Here is a 16,042-nt window from a genome sequence, read left to right as displayed (position 1 = left end):
CAATCACTAAAATTATTATATAGTGATATATAGAAATACTTTACTTAGTGAACAAAATGTTTGTGCAGTACACAGGAAGAAGGTTTTTCATTTGAGGGAAAAAAGAGATTTCCTTCGGGATATATTATTGATATTGATCAGCAGTTTTGGGGGATTTCTTCTCTCATTGACCGGCATGACGATCGGCTGGATGGTCGGTACAATGAGCGCAGCCGCTTGTCTGTCACTGTTTCGTCCGTCACCGTTAAAAGCGGCGGTCAGACAAAACGGCATCCATCATGGATGGCTTCAGTTTGGCCAAATGCTATTGGGAATTGAGCTTGGCCAGAAAATCAACATGTCTGTGATTTCGATCTTTAAGGAAAATTGGCTGATTGTCGGCGTCATGCTTCTCCTTTCCGTCGTGTTCGCCATGCTGTCGGGCTTTGTCTTGTGGAGATTCAGCAAGACCGATATGCTGACGAGCTTTGTGGGAACGGCTCCCGGCGGGCTTTCCGCGATGCCGGGCATCGCTCAGGAAGTCGGAGCGAACACGGCAATCGTCAGTCTCGTGCAGATGATACGTGTGCTTCTGGTCGTCATGACCATTCCTTTTTTCGTTTTTTTCATAAATGCGAAGCATCCTGACGCCCATGCTGCCGGCAGCCAAGCGATCGCCGCGGGAACATCGGCATTTGAAGCGCCTCATATCGTATGGACTGCGCTGATCTTGCTGGGCGGATTCGGGGTATGCAAAGCGATGAAAGCACTACGGTTTCCGGCGCCATGGCTGCTCGGAAGCATGACCGGTGCAGCCGTTCTGCAAATCGCAGGCGCCTCAATGACCGGACTCAGCACAACAGCCTGGTGGCCCCACGGCTTTTCAGTGCTGTCACAAATTTGTCTTGGGGCAACGATTGGTTCAAAAATCAGCAAAGATATGTTTATCGGCCTCAGAAAAACGCTGATCGTCGCACTTGTCAGCTCCGTCGGACTGATCATTGCGATGATTTTAAGCGCCGCCGTCACCGCTAAAGCGGCAGGCATTTCGCTGACAACGGCCATATTGGCGTTTGCTCCGGGGGGAATCGCAGAAATGGCGACAACATCTGTCACGCTTCACGCCGACTCTACGTTCGTCGTCGCCGTCCAGGTGTTGAGGGTGGTGCTCGTGATTGCGATGCTTCCTCCATTCTTCCGATTGCTTCATCAAAAAACGGAAAAATATTCACACCCTCGCATGAAAAAAGCCAGAGCTGAAGGCTGATCCCTTCGCTCAGGCTTTATTTTTTTATGCAAATTCCGGCAGCCAGTCGCCGTGTGCTTCGATCAATTCATCGCACATGCTTACAATATCATCCATCGATAATTCCGCAGCTGTATGCGGATCAAGCAATGCAGCATGGTAAATGTGTTCTTTTCTTTTTGTTATTGCCGCTTCAATCGTTAACAGCTGCGTATTGATATTGGTGCGGTTTAAAGCAGCCAGCTGTTCAGGCAGCTCTCCCGCGACGCACGGAGTGATCCGGTTCCGCTCAGCGGCGCACGTCACTTCGACGACGGCTTTTTCCGGAAGGTTTGTAATCAATCCTTTATTCAGGACATTTCCGCCGAATGTAAACGGCTGACCGGTTTCCATCGCTTCTATGATTTTTGAGCCGTATTCGTTGGACCGCTCATGGGTTAAATGCCGGTTGCCGACGATTTCATCGCGCATCTTTTCCCAGTTTTGAATCTGCTTCTCGCACCTTCTCAAATATTCGTCAATCGGAATATTCAGCTTTTCAATCAGTTCGGGATAATGGCTTTTAATGAAATAAGGGTGGTACTCTGCATTATGTTCGGATGATTCGGTCACATAGTAGCCGAATTTATCCATCAGTTCAAACCTGACCATGTCACCATGTTTCGTTTTCTGTTTTTCTTTTGCCCGTTTTTTGATTTCTGGATACAAGTCTTTCCCGTCTTGCTTTACTTCAAGAAGCCAGGCCATATGATTGATGCCGGCGATTTTTTCTTCAATTCGTTCATGCTTCATGCCGAGGGATTTGAAAAGATCTTTTGTGCATACTTGAACGCTGTGGCAGAGGCCGACCGTTTTCACGTCCGTGTAACGGAGAAGCGCACCGGTTAAAGAAGCCATCGGGTTTGTATAATTTAAGAGCCAAGCGTCGGGCGCCGCGCTTTCGATATCTTTTGCCATATCCAATAAAACGGGAATCGTTCGCAGCGCCCTGAATATCCCGCCGATTCCGACCGTATCGGCAATCGTCTGCTTGAGCCCGTACTTTTTCGGAATCTCAAAATCGATGACTGTTCCCGGTTTATAGCCGCCGACCTGAATGGCATTGATCACGTATTTCGCTCCCGCCAAAGCTTCCTTTCTATTGTCATAGGCGCGGATCGATACCGTATCATTATAGCGGTTTTTTAAATGCTCAAGCATATCTTTAGATTCTTTGAGACGCTTCGGATCGATATCATACAAAGCAAATTCAAATCCGTTGACCGCCGGAACCATCAGGCAGTCCCCCAGCACATTTTTCGCAAAAATCGTGCTTCCGGCTCCGATAAAAGCAATTTTAGTCATTCATATCTTCCTTTCCCCGTGAAATTTCCGCTAACCTTTTAGCGCTCCTGCTGATAATCCTTTTATAAAGTACTTTTGCAGGAATAAAAATAGAATCGTCATCGGCAGCATCGCCATCAGCGAAGCCGCAGCCACCAAGTGCAGGTTGTTCGCATTTTGCCCAAAGAAACCGGCAATCGCCACAGTCAAAGTCTGCACACTTTTGTCTTGAAGGAAAAAGATCGAAAACTGATAGTCGTTCCAGATGAATACGCAGGCAATAATGCAAATCGTCGCAGTCACCGGCTTTAATAAAGGAAAGACGATTCTGAAGAAGATGCCCGCCGTGCTCGCCCCGTCGATTCTTGCCGCCTCTTCAAGCTCTTTCGGAATCGTCGAGCGGATAAATCCGGCATACAAAAAAATCGTCAGGGGCATATAAGCCGCCGTATTATTCAATATCGCGATTTCGAGCGTATTCAACATGCCGAGCTCCACCACCATTTTGTATAAAGGAACCATGGATGTCAGCGGCGGAATGATCATAATGCCGACAAACAGGAAGTATACGGCTTGATTGAGCTTTGTTCTGCGCCTGGCGAGCGGATAGGCCGCCAGAGAGCCGGTCACAATCAACAGAGCCGCCGAAGCAAGAGTGATCACAGCGGTATTGAAAAACGAGCCGGCCAGACCTGCTTTATCCCATGCTTCTGCGAAATTACCGAGGCTGATTTCGTCCGGGAACTTCCATTTCGAACTGAAATCTCCCTTTGCTTTCAGCGCGGTCGTCAGCAAAATATAAAATGGAATCAGGTGAAAAACGGTAATGCATGCGGCCAGCACGGTCCACAGCGCCCGCTTCTTTTTCTCTTGACGATTCATCTAGGCTTCGACCTCCTTGCGCTTAAAATAAATAAGAGCCGTAAAGCTGATTAGCAGTATCAACGCCGCCATGAAAACCCCCTGAGCGGCTGCATAGCCGGCATCCTGCCTCTTAAAATACAAATCGTACATAAAAGTTGACATCGACTGCGAAGCATTTCCGGGACCGCCGCCTGTCAGCGCTAAAATGACATCAAACAGTTTCAGCCCCCCGATGATATTGATTACCATGTTGATCGTGACAGAAGGCATCAACAGCGGTAGCGTAATCTTCCAAAACTGCTGAAAACCGCTTGCCCCGTCGATTTGTGCCGCTTCATAAAAATCTTTCGGAATGCTTCCGAGACCTGCTAAATAAATGACCATCGCAATACCGACAAACTGATAGGAATTGACAAATACGATGATCCACGGATTGATTTCCGGGCTGCTCAAGGCATTGACAGGACCTGCCCCGAATAACTTCAGCACATCGTTCAAGGCGCCTCCTTCATAGGAGAAGAAGAAGTACCAGATATACCCCATGATCAGCGGGCTGATGATGACGGGCAAATAGACAACAGTTCGCGTCAACGCTTTCATTCTGATGCTTTTAAACAGCAGGAGGGCATAGAGAAGACCGATGACATTTTGCAAAACCGTACTGCCCAGCCCGTACAGCAGGGTGTTCCTGACGACAAGCCATGTCGCCGGGTCAGCCAGCATCCGTTTATATTGGGCAAAACCGATCCAGTCATACGACTGGGAAAAACCGTTCCAATTCGTAAACGTGATTTTAATACCGCTCGCAAACGGATAAATCATAAAGATGGACACAAGCGCCAAGGCGGGAAGGTACATCCACCAGAGCGATCCGGTTTTCTTCACAAATCCGCCCTTACTTTTCACAATAGTCAGATTTTTCCCTTTAGCTAATTCGCTCATCATTTCACCCTTCTTTTTTCATCATGATGAAAACGATCCTTTCTATTGGTCTTGTAATCTGCTGTATTCCTGTTTCATTTTTTCCGATACCTGCTTCGGCGTTAACGTACCGGCCAAAAGTTCCTGTCCCGTCGTCCCCATGACGTCCCACATTCCGCTCGGGAGGTAGACACGGTCAAAGTACGGTTCGATTTCGATTTCTTTATATTGATCATAAAACTTAGAATAGTAGTTTTCGGCTTCTGTGTTGGTTAATGCTTGAGGAAATGAGGTGGCTTCGGCGATCTTTTTCACATATTTGGGCTGTGCAGCGAATTCAATAAACCGCTTTGCTTCTTCGAGGTGTTCTGAGTCTTTCCAGACAGCAACGGTATGGCGCTCTCCTCCAATCCAGCTCGGTTTGTCGCCTTCATAAACGGCTGGAGTCGGCATCACGCCTAAATGGATATCGGGATTGACTTCCCTCGTATCAGGGCCGATCGAAGTGACCGAGAGGGTAAAACCGATTTTTCCTTGTGCCATCAATTCGACTAATTGCGACGGTTTTGCCGTCAGGATATCTTTATTGATCAATTGCTTTTCCTGCATTTCTTTAAAGGTTTCTGCGAGAAGTGTGTAACCGGACCAGTCGAATGTGCCGTTTTCCAAAGCTTTTTTTTCATTGTGGCGATCATCTGTGATGAGAAGCGGGGTGGCAAACTGATCATAAAACTGAGCTAAAGCGCCTTTATCTGAACCGGCAAACCAAAAAGGAATGACGTTCCCTTCGCTTTTTTCTTTGATCGTTTCCAGCGCGTGCATCAGTTCGTCCAACGTCTGCGGAGGCTTGAGACCGTATTTCTTCAAGAGACCGGCATTGTAGACGATCCCGTCTTTTGCCTGATTGAAAGGGTAGGCATATACTTTGCCTTTTTCATCCTTCAAAATCGGATCGAGGTTTGGATCGAGATGCTTTACCCAATCCATGTCTTTTAAATCTGCAGTGTATTCTCCGTAGCGGATCTTCGCCCAGCCGTGCGTATCGAACAAGTCAGGCATGTCGTTTGCCGCCATTTTGACACGCAGCATATTTTCATAGTCCGGGCCAGGGAAGCTGATATCGATTTTGATGCCTTCATTTTCTTTTTCAAAATCATCTGCGATGCTTCTGAGCGTATTTTTTTCACTGTCGTTTGTCATTGTCGAAAACATCGTGAGCGTGACCTCTCCGCTCTTTCCGGCATTCTTTCCGGAGCAGCCCGCAACTATTGCAGACAAAATGATCAGGAGAACAAAAGAGAAAATGATTTTTTTCATCAAATTCACTCCAATTATCATATTTTGATGGCTAATAAAAAGCGCTTTCATTTTTTACTGGAATTTAGTAAATCCATTTGCGTCACCTCCTTTGAAAGCGCCTTATCTTACCATTAGCTCCGTTTGCTGAATCCGCAGCTTTCCCGAATAATCAGCTCTGAAGGTACGGTCACTTTCAGCGGCAGTTCTCTTCCTTTCATTCTGTCGAGCAGCAGCTTCACACCCGTCCGGCCCATCTCCTCTGTATGAACCTTTACGGTTGTCAATGGCGGATTAGCAAATTCGGATGCTTCAATGCCGTTGAAGCTGACGATGGCAACATCATCGGGAACGTTGAGTCCCGATTCGCGAAGAGCCCGGAGCGCGCCGATGGCCATCGAATCGCTGGCGATAAAAAATGCTTCGGGAACGCTCTTCTCAAGAAGCGCTTTTTTCATCAGTTCATAGCCTTGCTGCATCGAATACTCGCCGATATAAATGTGCTTGTCGTTTTCTGCACCGGTCATCTCCAGAAACGCAGTCAGCCGTTTGTCTTCGATTTCAATGGCGTTTGTCTCCTGATCGCTGATTCGAAAGTGCTCTTTTTCTCTTCCGCCGATATAACCAATCCTTGTATAGCCGAGCGATTTCAAATGGTTCAGCGCCCTCCCCGTCGCCTTCTCAAAATCGACGACAACCGAGTCGCGCAGTTCTTCATTGTCTGTATGGTTGATGTACACGACGTTGTTGAGCGCGCCCATGCACTGTTGCAAACCGGCGAAGTTGATCCTTCCGATGACGATTAAGCCGTCGACATCGTCTACAGGCTGATTTGAGCGGATGCTGCTCAGCTGAATAAATTTCGTAATAAACGCTCCTCTTTCAAAACACTCACTTTCAATTCCTTGCCTGATGGAATAAAAGTATGGATCGCTCAGCTCTTCTTCCTGCGATTGGCAGACAACAATGCCGATTCGCGGGTTTTCCCCGCTTCCTGAGGCATATACCTCACGGCGCCTGCGCGTGCTTTTATAGCCGAGCCGGGCTGCTATATCCAAAATCCGCTGCCTTGTTTCAGGCGCTACTGATAATGACTGGTCATGGTTCAGAACCCTTGAAACCGTTGTGCTTGATACTTTTGCCTGAAGCGCAATCTCTTTTATCGTCGCCATTTTCATCCCGTCCTGTCTTTAGAATCCATATTCACTAAACTTTACTAAAAATATCATAACAAACAAAGAAAGTGTTTTCAATATTAAAAAAATTAAGATTTTTCAATCGTAATCTTTTAGGACTTCTCTAGTTCCGGCTGCTGTTCCTGAAGCTGCTTATCTAAATCCTTCAGTTTTGCTTTCGCCTCATCAGACATTACTTACCAAAATATAAGAGGTTGAACATTGATTAACTTTGATTCTAAAATCCTTAACGTAGCCTCAAACCCACCAAATCCAAAGGACACAAAGGTAAGAAATTATTATTCGAATAAGAGTCTATTCAATTTATGGATTTCAAAAATTAAAGCACGGAACTTTTGGCGATTGAAATTTTAAAAGAGCAGACAGCAGCCTGCTCTTTTAGTTGTTTTTTTTCTGTATGTTTTTCATGGTTGCCTTATATAACCATCTTGAAACAAGATATGCTACATTTATTAGCAAATACAAAATAAACAAAAATAAAGATACTAAGAATACACCATTATTCCTTATAACAATCTCCTGAGAATTCATTGAATAAATCAATACATATAGATAAAAAACACAAAACATCAACAAAGCTTCAATAACAAAATTGAGAAATCCCCGTTTTTTCAATAAAATCTGAGAAAACACTACGTCTACAATCCCTACGACTACCACAGTGAGAACAAAAAACTTGAATAAAACGATCACAGAATCAAAAGTACCTTTTGTATTGATTGACACATCTGGTACCAAAGCCACCAATTTAAAGACTCCGAAGAATATCAAAAAAGGGGAAGAAATAAGAAATACACACATAATAAGAACAACCAATATTGCAAAAATATGATCCCCAATAGAGTAGTTTTTTTCTTTAGTTTTTTTACCCATTTATGACTATTCCTCTCTTTTTGTTGTAATTTAAATATACAATTTTGTTATAAAATTTGACCCAAGTTCAATCACCATAAGTAGTGGTGAAGAGGTATTCAAGGCCATAGCCGCGTTTATCATGCCATAATTTTAAATATTTTAGAGCTTATGTGTTGTTCATATCCTCCAATCCTTTACCTTTATCCGAAGAAAAATCCGCCCCGTTGCTCAGGAGCGGATGTTCAATATTTGTTCCGAGTATTCGTTTTAACCAACCATCTTTTCAGCAACCTGCATGTCGCCGGATAGCGAATGAGTTTCTGCCGCAAACCATCCCGTACATACGACGGCAGCAATCGCAGCAACAATGAACAGTTTTTTCATCACATTCCCTCCACTTTTTTCATTTTTTCTTCCGCTTTAATCGCTTCCAAAAAGAAATGTGCGGCCTCTTTATAAAGAGACTTTGATCTGTAAACATTGGCCGTTAAGAGTGAAAGTTCTCTGACGGTGTCGTATTGCTTTGCTTGAAACAGGATTTCAATATTGGCTTTGCAGTCTTTAACCGCCTGTTCACCACCTCCTGCATAAGCCGCATATAAAATATCGATTTTGGCGTCAAATATTTTATTCGCCGCGGATTTCGACCTTTCCTTCCCTTCTTTGTAAAAGGCTGCGGCGCGTTCATGGTCTCCGATTTTAAACAGCTCTTTGATCATTAAAAACACAACGTTGAAATAATAATCTGATGCAGCATATGCTTGATCATTCAAAACAATTTCCAAAAATTGAATGCTCTTGTCCGAATTGTCCATCGCCGCATAAAGCAAAGCAAAATTATGAAGGAGCTGCATTTCTTTAAAATGATCGCCGGCTTTTCTGACCGTATGGATTGCTTCTGTTAAATATTCTTCCGCCTCTGTATATTTCCCCATCTCGGTGTAATTTCCGGCCATTGTAATATAAGTCGAGACAAGGTTCATGTCATGGTCGCCATGGCCCTTAAAAATTTCCATCGCCTGCCGGGTATGATTTAAAGAGACGATATTCTGGCTCAAGTAATAGTAGAGCTTTCCGACTTTATCGTGAAATTGGGCAACTTCAATTTCATCATGTACAAGAGCAAGCTTCTTCTCGGCCATTTTATAGAAGCTGATCGCCTGCTCATAATTCTTTTTATACACTTCATAAGCTCCTGAAAACAGGTAGTAGTAATAGGATGTCATATGTGATGCAGCACTGTCGCCGGCCGTTACTTCGTGCTGCTCTATCTTTTTGCCTCTCGCATCGTAGAGCATAATTTTATGCCGCAGTTCCAGCAGGGAATAGTAGATCAAAACCTCCTGATCTTCCTCCATGTCTGCCAGCAGCGGTTTGATTTGTTCAAACAGTCTGATCGACTGTTCAGCATCGCTTCTTCTAATGGCGCGGTACCATGTATTCAGCATGTTGGCGACTTCTTCCGCGGCGATTTTGTTCATATGGAGCTCCTTTCTGCCGATATTCAATTTTTTTGTATTTTATTCATTATTCATATCATACTATATTTTTCCCCCTGTATAAATTAATAGTAATAGTTCATTTTACACAGTCTTCTGAATTCCCCACTGTTTCCGCTTCTTCATTAGGTCAAATGACTCTTCAAGAGCTGTGAAACCGGGACTGATCAGACAGCAAAAAGCACCCTTGCTGAAAGGGTGCTTTCGTATACTGCTGGCTTCAATATGAATACGAACTTGTACAGGTATAAGTGATGATCATATTTCCACATCATATATGAAGCACGCGGATCGAGATCATAGACCATCAGTGTATATCAGGATGTCTGCCCCGGGAGCACTTTTCCGTTTCCTCCAGCTGAGCTGCAGCTCAGTTCTTTTCCGTCTGTGTTTCTTTTCACATATGCATTTGCCTCCAAGCCTGAGGGCACTGCTTTGTCCGGCGTCATTTTAGCCCCTGCTGTTTTGAAAGAAGCCGCTAGATTTTAACATCTCAATTCCGAATGGTTTACTATATGCATCTTATCAGTCTGGCTGTCACCTTTGTTGTGCCGCTTGAAGCGCAATTACAGTAAATGGGTCTCTTCACACTTCATCTGACTGAGCATTTCCTAGAAGTCATAAGCTTTTACTAACTAATGATGTTTAGCTGCTTTATTGACAGATGGCAAATTACTTTCATCTATTAAATATGTTGCAATCAATGCGATGACTAACAGAGCTGCTGCAAAATAAAATCCTATATTCATACTTCCTGTAGTGTCTGTCAGCCAGCCAGTAATATACGGAGCTAAAATGGAACCTAACATTCCAACAAAGTTGTAGAATCCAAATGCTGTACTTAATGATTGCTTGGGTGCATTATTTGCTACAACAGCAATTAAAACGGGGTTAACGCTAATTTTCCCTACAATTCCATACACAATTAGTGTCATATACAAAATTGGTAAGCTATCAAAGTAAACAATTGCAGCTGTTGATAAAATACCAAACGGTAACATCATGAGCAATACTGGTTTACGCCGGCCTAACTTATCTGACAGCCAACTAAAAAATAATGAACCTGGAATCGCTGCCCATGGAACAAGTGATGCAACAAAGGCAATATTTCCTCCGGTTAAACCGCGTGCTGTTTCTAAATAGTATGGTAACCAAGTAATAATCATAAAGAATCCGTAAATAGAGCAGAAAATAATAATATATGCCAAAATTAAGTTTCTATTAAATAAAGATGAAAACTTAAACGGTTCAGCGGTACTTTTAACCTCTTGATCAGTTGTCGGCTTGTCTTTAATTACTATTGCCATTGCGAAGCCGATCAGTACAACCGGTACTGCAATCACAAAAAATGGAACTCTCCATCCGAATCCCCATTCTCCTACAACATAACTGGAGATATAATAGCCAATTGAAGTACCAAAAGCCATCCCTGCATTAATCACAGCACTACCTAATGTTAAGCGGTTCTTCGGGATCATTTCGGATGATATTCCATATTGCGGCCCATAATATACCCCCTGAGCCATACCAACCATAAGCCATGCAGAGATAAACAGAAAGAATGTAGGCATCATCCCTGTAACTGCTGCAAGCGAGCCAAATAGAATAACACCTGGAACCAACACTCGTTTTTTTCCAATTTTATCTCCTAATATTCCTGCAGGAACGTTCATACCTGCATAACCGATGAAAAATATACTCATAATTAAGCCAAGTTGTGCCTTGCTTAATGAAAACGCTGATTCAATATCCCCCATAATCGGGTTTAATATGGTTCGCGTTGCATAAAGAGCTACCCAACCGAAGAAAAATACTATGACAACTTTTACCCAATAGGGAACCAGTGGTTGTTTTCCGTTACATTCAACTGATCCCGCCTCTTTTGTCATCCAACTTCCTCCTTCACCTTTTAAATGATCCATTATTCCCCACTCATCTTTTGACTTTCGATTTAGGGCTTCATAGGTTGTTTCTTTTCGAAATCTGTCTGCTCAGCATAAAGAATCCCATTATAAAGATTGTTCAGAAATTTTCGATCGAAATGACACATCAAATGTGGTCATATCTGAAAAAGGAGGAATTTTGGCTTTTTATCCTCCTTATGAACATACACGGATTGTCTTATTTTGTTATGCGTGTCCCCGCTTTTCCATCTAGTGCAGCTGCCGCTTGATCCAATGAACAAATCATTGCCTCTTTACCTAACTTTGCAAATTCTATAGCCGCTTGCATCTTTGGCAGCATACTACCGGCAGGAAATTGCCCTTCTGCCACATATTGTTCTGCTTCTTCTACCGTAATTCGGCTTAGTTTTTGCTCATTTTCTTTGCCGAAATTGATAAATACATTTGGTACGTCTGTCAACATCATGAAAACATCAGCATTTACTTGTTGTGCAAGCTTTAATCCTGAACGATCTTTGTCTATTACTGCTTCAAGACCGTGTAATAGACCGTTGTCGTCACGATATACAGGTATACCGCCGCCGCCAGAGGAGATAACAATCGTTTCATCAATTAAACGTCGAATCTCTTCTATCCCATGGATCACTTTCGGTTCTGGGGAAGGCACAACTCGTCTATAGCCACGCCCTGCATCTTCTGACATAGTAAACCCTTTTTCTTCTAATTGCTTCGCTTCTTCCTCTGAATAAAATACTCCTATTGGTTTCGTTGGTTTTTCAAATGCTTTATCATACTTGTCCACTTCAACCATTGTTAGAAATGTAGCTACATTCGCAGCAATGCCCCGTTCTTTAATATGGTTTTTTAAAGCTTTTTCCAGCATATAACCAATGAATCCCTGTGATTCTGCGTTACAAGCATAGATTGGCAGCGGTTCAACGACATTTTTGGCAGCTTCATTTTGAGCAATAATATTCCCCACTTGCGGACCATTGCCATGTGTAATCACAATTTTATGTCCTGCTTCTTTAATTTCAATCATATGACGTGTTGCAGAGATGACATTTTTGAATTGATTAGCATAAGTTGCTTCTTGTTTTGGCTGTAAAATTGCATTACCTCCTAGTGCGATTACTACACTTTTCCCCATTTCTTTCTCTCCTTTGTTAAAGCCATATAAATTCCATATAAAGTATCCATCCCAGAAGAAGAACCTACTTTTATAAGACTTTTCATACTTTTCAAAGATGAATCATGTTGTAATTTTGTAATTTTTGAACTAAACAAGCCTTCTATAGCACAAGTTAAAAAGCGCGTGCTGACAAGGGTTGTTAAGGGTTCTCTGATTAGACTTCCCAATGTTTCAAGGTGTTTTTCGGCGATAAAAGAGTTGATGAAATGTCCATATAATATACCGACCAGTATATCGTCACCCGTTGGCGTTAAACCTTGGCCCCGACCAATAAAGTAACGAAGCTCTTCCTCCAAATTTTCAGTTGGATCGTGTAATTTATTTATCAAGTCCGACACATGAGCTGATTTAAAATCAGTAGATTCATACGATTCAAATGAAATTTGTTTGACGTTTTCTTTTAATTTATTTATATTTGCATGTTTAAAATCCGTATATAACGGAAGTATTTCCGCATTAAAATTGAGTTCAAAACGGTTGTGGGAAAGATGGTTATTGTGAACGTGAAATGTATGTCCCACCTCAAGACCGGCTTTTAATGTTTGCTTCGTTTGTGAGTCAAGCAAGATTCCAAATGGAAAGGTCCCATTTTCATTTGTGCCGATAAATATCAATTCATCATTCCGATCAACAATATTCAAACCTTTTTCAAAAATGCTGTGCACAGTAAACGTTTTTCCCTCAGTTAATAACTGAAGTGCGATTGAACCAATCGCACTTGCCTGTAAAATCATCCTTGAAAACCTAGTTTTTCAGCATATGCTGTGATTGCTTTCTCAAAACATTCGATTGGAGGATGAACTGTACCAGCACCAATTTGCCCATACCCAGCAATTTTATGTGCAATACCTGTGTTGATTACCGGCGTGATACCTGTTTCAACAACTTTACGTGCATCAATACCTAAACACGCTCCTTTGAAGTCCCATGTCGGAATAACAAAGTTCGGATTTTCTCCAACACAGATTTCAGCCATTTGATTGCTTGTTTCAAGCGCATCATTAAATCCACCTGTTCCAACAAAACGTGTTACTGCAGGGGCAGCAATCATTGCTACGCCGCCAACACCGATTGTTTCTGTAATCGCTGAATCACCGATATCTGTGTTTGCATCTTCCGCTGAGTAGCCAGTAAAATATAACCCTTGCGGTGTATGAACAGGTGCTGTAAACCACTCATCTCCCATACCTGCAATACGGATGCCAAAGTTTTCACCGTTTCGGCACATTGCAGTAACGACTGTACCATGTTTGATTGTACGAGCTGCATCCATTATTGCTTTTCCAGTCGCCATGGCAATGTTTAAGAAAAATTGGTCTGTATCAGCTAAAAATTGGATCACTTCTGTCCTTTGTTCGTTTTCAACATCATCTAATGCGGCAATTACTGGAGCAACTTCTTTTAAGAACACCAATGATGCTGCAATATTGCGCTGGTGAAATTCATCCCCCATTGCAATAGCTTTAGCCATCAATACATTAATGTTTATGCCACCATCAATTTTTCTTAATGCCTTACTTAACACCGGACCCAACACATCTTTCATCCAGTGCAGGCGATTGATTACCTGCTCATGATAAGCACCGAAGCGTAATACTGCACCAATGCCTTCGTTCATTTGACAGTACGCCTCGTTGCCGCTCTCTTTGTTCATAACAACAAGAACTGGCATATTAGGTGATGTAATGCCTCCCATTGGTCCAACTGCATTCACATGATGACATGGAATAAATGTAATCTTATTGTTTTCAAGCAGTCCACGCGCGTCCTCTTCATCTTCTGCCCATCCTTCAAAAAGAATCGCTCCAACACAAGAGCCTTGCATAGGATCTGTCATATTTTCATATTTAATTGGAGGCCCGGCATGTAATAACACATAATCTTCTAATTCAGGAATCACAGACTTGGCAGGTACAACATCCGTTAAGAATGGTTCAGCTGCTATGATCTTCTGGATAACAGCTTCGTTCGCTTCATTTATTGTTTTGTACCCCATTAAATTGTCTCTCCTTCATAGTAGTTTAGAAATTGAAGTACTTTCATTAACTTTTCATCACCGCCGGCAATTGGCCGCCAGTTAAATTGAACACACTCTGATCCGCTGTTCTGAACAGCTGCTGTAAAACTTTTCAGCCCAATATTGATGACACTTGGTTTCGTATTGATTAAGGAGATAATTTTTTCGTCTACTGTCAAGTCTTCTTGGGTATGTTCAAATTTTTGTATATCTAGGACTGGCTGTTCCACTTTTCCTCCTGCCAGTTTAATCGCTGTACGAACCATTTGGTCGTTTGTCTCACAAATCATTGCTCCACTTTGTTTTAAGGTGTCAATTTGCTTTTCGTAACCTTGAGGATCTTGGGCTGTACCTACAACTGTTGCAAGTACTGCAAGTTCACGACCACTCTGTTGTGCATTGGCTAAAATACGTTTAATGGCGGGTGCTAATTCATTTGCCATATCATCATGACTGCCATAGCCAATGACGTTATCAATCATGATGACTGCTGTTTCAGGATCGTTTCCAGAAGTTTCAAGCATTTCGATGCGTTTTTCAGGATCAATCATCGGGTGTGGCTTCCCTTGGGTGTAAGTATCATCGCCTAAGTCAATAATTTCATGATGTTTTGTTTTTAGGATATAGGCATCTTTCTTCTCTTCAGGTACTTCCTCTTTGAATGCCTCTTTCACTAACACAGCTGCTTCAGCTGCCAAAGTACCACCTGAGTAATAACCTTTAATACCAACTTGCGAATCTTTTAACGACACGTTTACATTTTCAACCACTGTCGGTTCAAAATTCGGTTTGTCACCATTTGATAATTGAACAGATACAACCGCTGCTTCTTCAAGTGTGTACGCATGATAAATATTTTCTTCCTGATAAATTGGTTGATCTCCTAAAAATAACGTAACAACCGGTTTTTCAATATTTCTTAATACGTTTAATACTTTTTGCCGCACTTCCTCTGCAGGCGGTTTAGAAATGACTGTAATCACTTTTACTTTTGGATCTTGATTCAATGCTTTGATACTGTCTAAAACCGTGATAGCACCAACCTCTGTTGATAAATCCCGACCGCCTGTACCAATTGCGTTTGTTACACCTTTACCATAACGGTCAATGATGCTTGTCACTTCCTGAATCCCTGTACCTGATGCACCGACAACGCCAATATCTCCTTCATTCACGATATTTGTAAATGCAAGCGGCACACCATGAATAATTCCAGTACCGCAGTCTGGTCCCATGACTAATAATCCTTTTTCATGCGCCTTTTGTTTCAACTTAACCTCATCTTCTTTAGATACATTGTCGCTGAATACAAATACATGCAATCCTTCATTTAATGCATTTTCCGCTTCCATTGCTGCATACTGACCCGGAATGGAAATCAATGCCAAGTTCGGGTTGTTCGCAAGCTCCATTGCGCGCTTCCAGTTATGTGCTTCTTTGTCTTCAGATGTATTTTGTGAAGCGGAATCACCTTTTAAAGCTGCTTCTACTTCTTTTTTCACTTCCGATACTTTTTCTTCTTGATTTGTATCTATAACGATGACGATGTCATTTGGGTTTGCTTTTTCCAATTCATCTGTGCCCAAACCCGAAGATTTAAAAATGTCTTTGTTAGCTGGTGTTCCCATCATGATCGATACTTTGTTTACACCATCTATTGCAGATAACTTGTTTGATAAAAGCATTAACACGATAGAATCTTGATAGGTGTTTTCTTTTATAATTGTGTATAACATAATGATCCTCCATT

15 protein-coding genes are annotated in these 16,042 nt (G+C 42.4%); 1 reads left to right on the top strand and 14 read right to left on the bottom strand.

Annotation, left to right across the window (positions count from 1 at the left end; translation table 11 throughout):
* Positions 1–91: 91 nt before the first annotated feature.
* Positions 92–1,246, top strand: coding sequence for an AbrB family transcriptional regulator (locus BTA31_RS07040; protein ID WP_076790333.1), 1,155 nt, complete (start codon positions 92–94; stop codon positions 1,244–1,246).
* A 24-nt stretch (positions 1,247–1,270) separates the two neighbouring features.
* On the opposite strand, the gene melA is transcribed toward BTA31_RS07040, so the two are convergent.
* The 14 genes from melA to BTA31_RS06970 form a co-directional block, all read right to left on the bottom strand.
* Positions 1,271–2,569 (bottom strand): alpha-galactosidase MelA, encoded by a 1,299-nt coding sequence (gene melA / locus BTA31_RS07035; RefSeq protein WP_076790330.1) that lies wholly within the window; start codon positions 2,567–2,569, stop codon positions 1,271–1,273.
* A gap of 30 nt (positions 2,570–2,599) precedes the next feature.
* Positions 2,600–3,430 (bottom strand): carbohydrate ABC transporter permease, encoded by an 831-nt coding sequence (locus BTA31_RS07030; protein WP_076790325.1) that lies wholly within the window; start codon positions 3,428–3,430, stop codon positions 2,600–2,602.
* Entirely contained in the window at positions 3,431–4,354 is a 924-nt protein-coding gene (locus tag BTA31_RS07025; protein WP_076790322.1) for a carbohydrate ABC transporter permease, read from the bottom strand.
* 42 nt (positions 4,355–4,396) lie between these two features.
* Complete coding sequence (locus tag BTA31_RS07020; protein ID WP_076790891.1) at positions 4,397–5,650, bottom strand: ABC transporter substrate-binding protein; 1,254 nt, start codon at positions 5,648–5,650, stop codon at positions 4,397–4,399.
* A 113-nt stretch (positions 5,651–5,763) separates the two neighbouring features.
* Positions 5,764–6,801 carry a LacI family DNA-binding transcriptional regulator gene (locus tag BTA31_RS07015; RefSeq protein ID WP_076790320.1) on the bottom strand — a complete coding sequence of 346 codons (1,038 nt, stop codon included), beginning with the start codon at positions 6,799–6,801 and terminating at the stop codon, positions 5,764–5,766.
* 402 nt (positions 6,802–7,203) lie between these two features.
* Positions 7,204–7,698, bottom strand: a complete 495-nt coding sequence (locus tag BTA31_RS07010; RefSeq protein WP_076790317.1) for a hypothetical protein — start codon at positions 7,696–7,698, stop codon at positions 7,204–7,206.
* 249 nt (positions 7,699–7,947) lie between these two features.
* The gene (locus tag BTA31_RS07005) at positions 7,948–8,064 is read right to left on the bottom strand and encodes a hypothetical protein (RefSeq protein ID WP_043927321.1); all 117 of its coding nucleotides are present in this window, start codon (positions 8,062–8,064) and stop codon (positions 7,948–7,950) included.
* Complete coding sequence (locus BTA31_RS07000; protein WP_076790315.1) at positions 8,064–9,161, bottom strand: Rap family tetratricopeptide repeat protein; 1,098 nt, start codon at positions 9,159–9,161, stop codon at positions 8,064–8,066. The genes BTA31_RS07005 and BTA31_RS07000 overlap by 1 nt, the downstream gene beginning before the upstream one ends.
* Before the next feature lie 335 nt (positions 9,162–9,496).
* Complete coding sequence (locus tag BTA31_RS23525; protein ID WP_275667481.1) at positions 9,497–9,628, bottom strand: hypothetical protein; 132 nt, start codon at positions 9,626–9,628, stop codon at positions 9,497–9,499.
* 186 nt (positions 9,629–9,814) lie between these two features.
* Positions 9,815–11,068, bottom strand: a complete 1,254-nt coding sequence (locus tag BTA31_RS06990; RefSeq protein WP_076790312.1) for an MFS transporter — start codon at positions 11,066–11,068, stop codon at positions 9,815–9,817.
* A 232-nt stretch (positions 11,069–11,300) separates the two neighbouring features.
* Positions 11,301–12,233 carry a carbamate kinase gene (gene arcC, locus BTA31_RS06985; protein WP_076790308.1) on the bottom strand — a complete coding sequence of 311 codons (933 nt, stop codon included), beginning with the start codon at positions 12,231–12,233 and terminating at the stop codon, positions 11,301–11,303.
* Positions 12,218–13,009 (bottom strand): oxamate carbamoyltransferase subunit AllH family protein, encoded by a 792-nt coding sequence (locus tag BTA31_RS06980; protein ID WP_076790305.1) that lies wholly within the window; start codon positions 13,007–13,009, stop codon positions 12,218–12,220. The genes arcC and BTA31_RS06980 overlap by 16 nt, the downstream gene beginning before the upstream one ends.
* A complete protein-coding gene (locus BTA31_RS06975; protein WP_076790302.1) occupies positions 13,006–14,271 on the bottom strand; it encodes a YlbE family protein in 1,266 nt (421 codons plus the stop codon). The genes BTA31_RS06980 and BTA31_RS06975 overlap by 4 nt, the downstream gene beginning before the upstream one ends.
* Complete coding sequence (locus BTA31_RS06970; protein WP_076790299.1) at positions 14,271–16,028, bottom strand: acyl-CoA synthetase FdrA; 1,758 nt, start codon at positions 16,026–16,028, stop codon at positions 14,271–14,273. Before BTA31_RS06970 ends, BTA31_RS06975 begins: the two co-directional genes overlap by 1 nt.
* Positions 16,029–16,042: the final 14 nt, after the last annotated feature.

The organism is Bacillus haynesii, assembly GCF_001969855.1.
Classification (GTDB): domain Bacteria; phylum Bacillota; class Bacilli; order Bacillales; family Bacillaceae; genus Bacillus; species Bacillus haynesii.
The sequence above is the reverse complement of the archived record's forward strand: the minus strand, read 5'-3'. Positions and strand labels throughout refer to the sequence as shown.

Coding starts and splice junctions, on each gene's coding strand:
- melA (WP_076790330.1), bottom strand. CDS start 2,569: ATGACTAAAATTGCTTTTATCGGAGCCGGAAGCACGATTTTTGCGAAA.
- BTA31_RS07030 (WP_076790325.1), bottom strand. CDS start 3,430: ATGAATCGTCAAGAGAAAAAGAAGCGGGCGCTGTGGACCGTGCTGGCC.
- BTA31_RS07025 (WP_076790322.1), bottom strand. CDS start 4,354: ATGAGCGAATTAGCTAAAGGGAAAAATCTGACTATTGTGAAAAGTAAG.
- BTA31_RS07020 (WP_076790891.1), bottom strand. CDS start 5,650: ATGAAAAAAATCATTTTCTCTTTTGTTCTCCTGATCATTTTGTCTGCA.
- BTA31_RS07015 (WP_076790320.1), bottom strand. CDS start 6,801: ATGGCGACGATAAAAGAGATTGCGCTTCAGGCAAAAGTATCAAGCACA.
- BTA31_RS07010 (WP_076790317.1), bottom strand. CDS start 7,698: ATGGGTAAAAAAACTAAAGAAAAAAACTACTCTATTGGGGATCATATT.
- BTA31_RS07005 (WP_043927321.1), bottom strand. CDS start 8,064: ATGAAAAAACTGTTCATTGTTGCTGCGATTGCTGCCGTCGTATGTACG.
- BTA31_RS07000 (WP_076790315.1), bottom strand. CDS start 9,161: ATGAACAAAATCGCCGCGGAAGAAGTCGCCAACATGCTGAATACATGG.
- BTA31_RS23525 (WP_275667481.1), bottom strand. CDS start 9,628: ATGACGCCGGACAAAGCAGTGCCCTCAGGCTTGGAGGCAAATGCATAT.
- BTA31_RS06990 (WP_076790312.1), bottom strand. CDS start 11,068: ATGACAAAAGAGGCGGGATCAGTTGAATGTAACGGAAAACAACCACTG.
- arcC (WP_076790308.1), bottom strand. CDS start 12,233: ATGGGGAAAAGTGTAGTAATCGCACTAGGAGGTAATGCAATTTTACAG.
- BTA31_RS06980 (WP_076790305.1), bottom strand. CDS start 13,009: ATGATTTTACAGGCAAGTGCGATTGGTTCAATCGCACTTCAGTTATTA.
- BTA31_RS06975 (WP_076790302.1), bottom strand. CDS start 14,271: ATGGGGTACAAAACAATAAATGAAGCGAACGAAGCTGTTATCCAGAAG.
- BTA31_RS06970 (WP_076790299.1), bottom strand. CDS start 16,028: ATGTTATACACAATTATAAAAGAAAACACCTATCAAGATTCTATCGTG.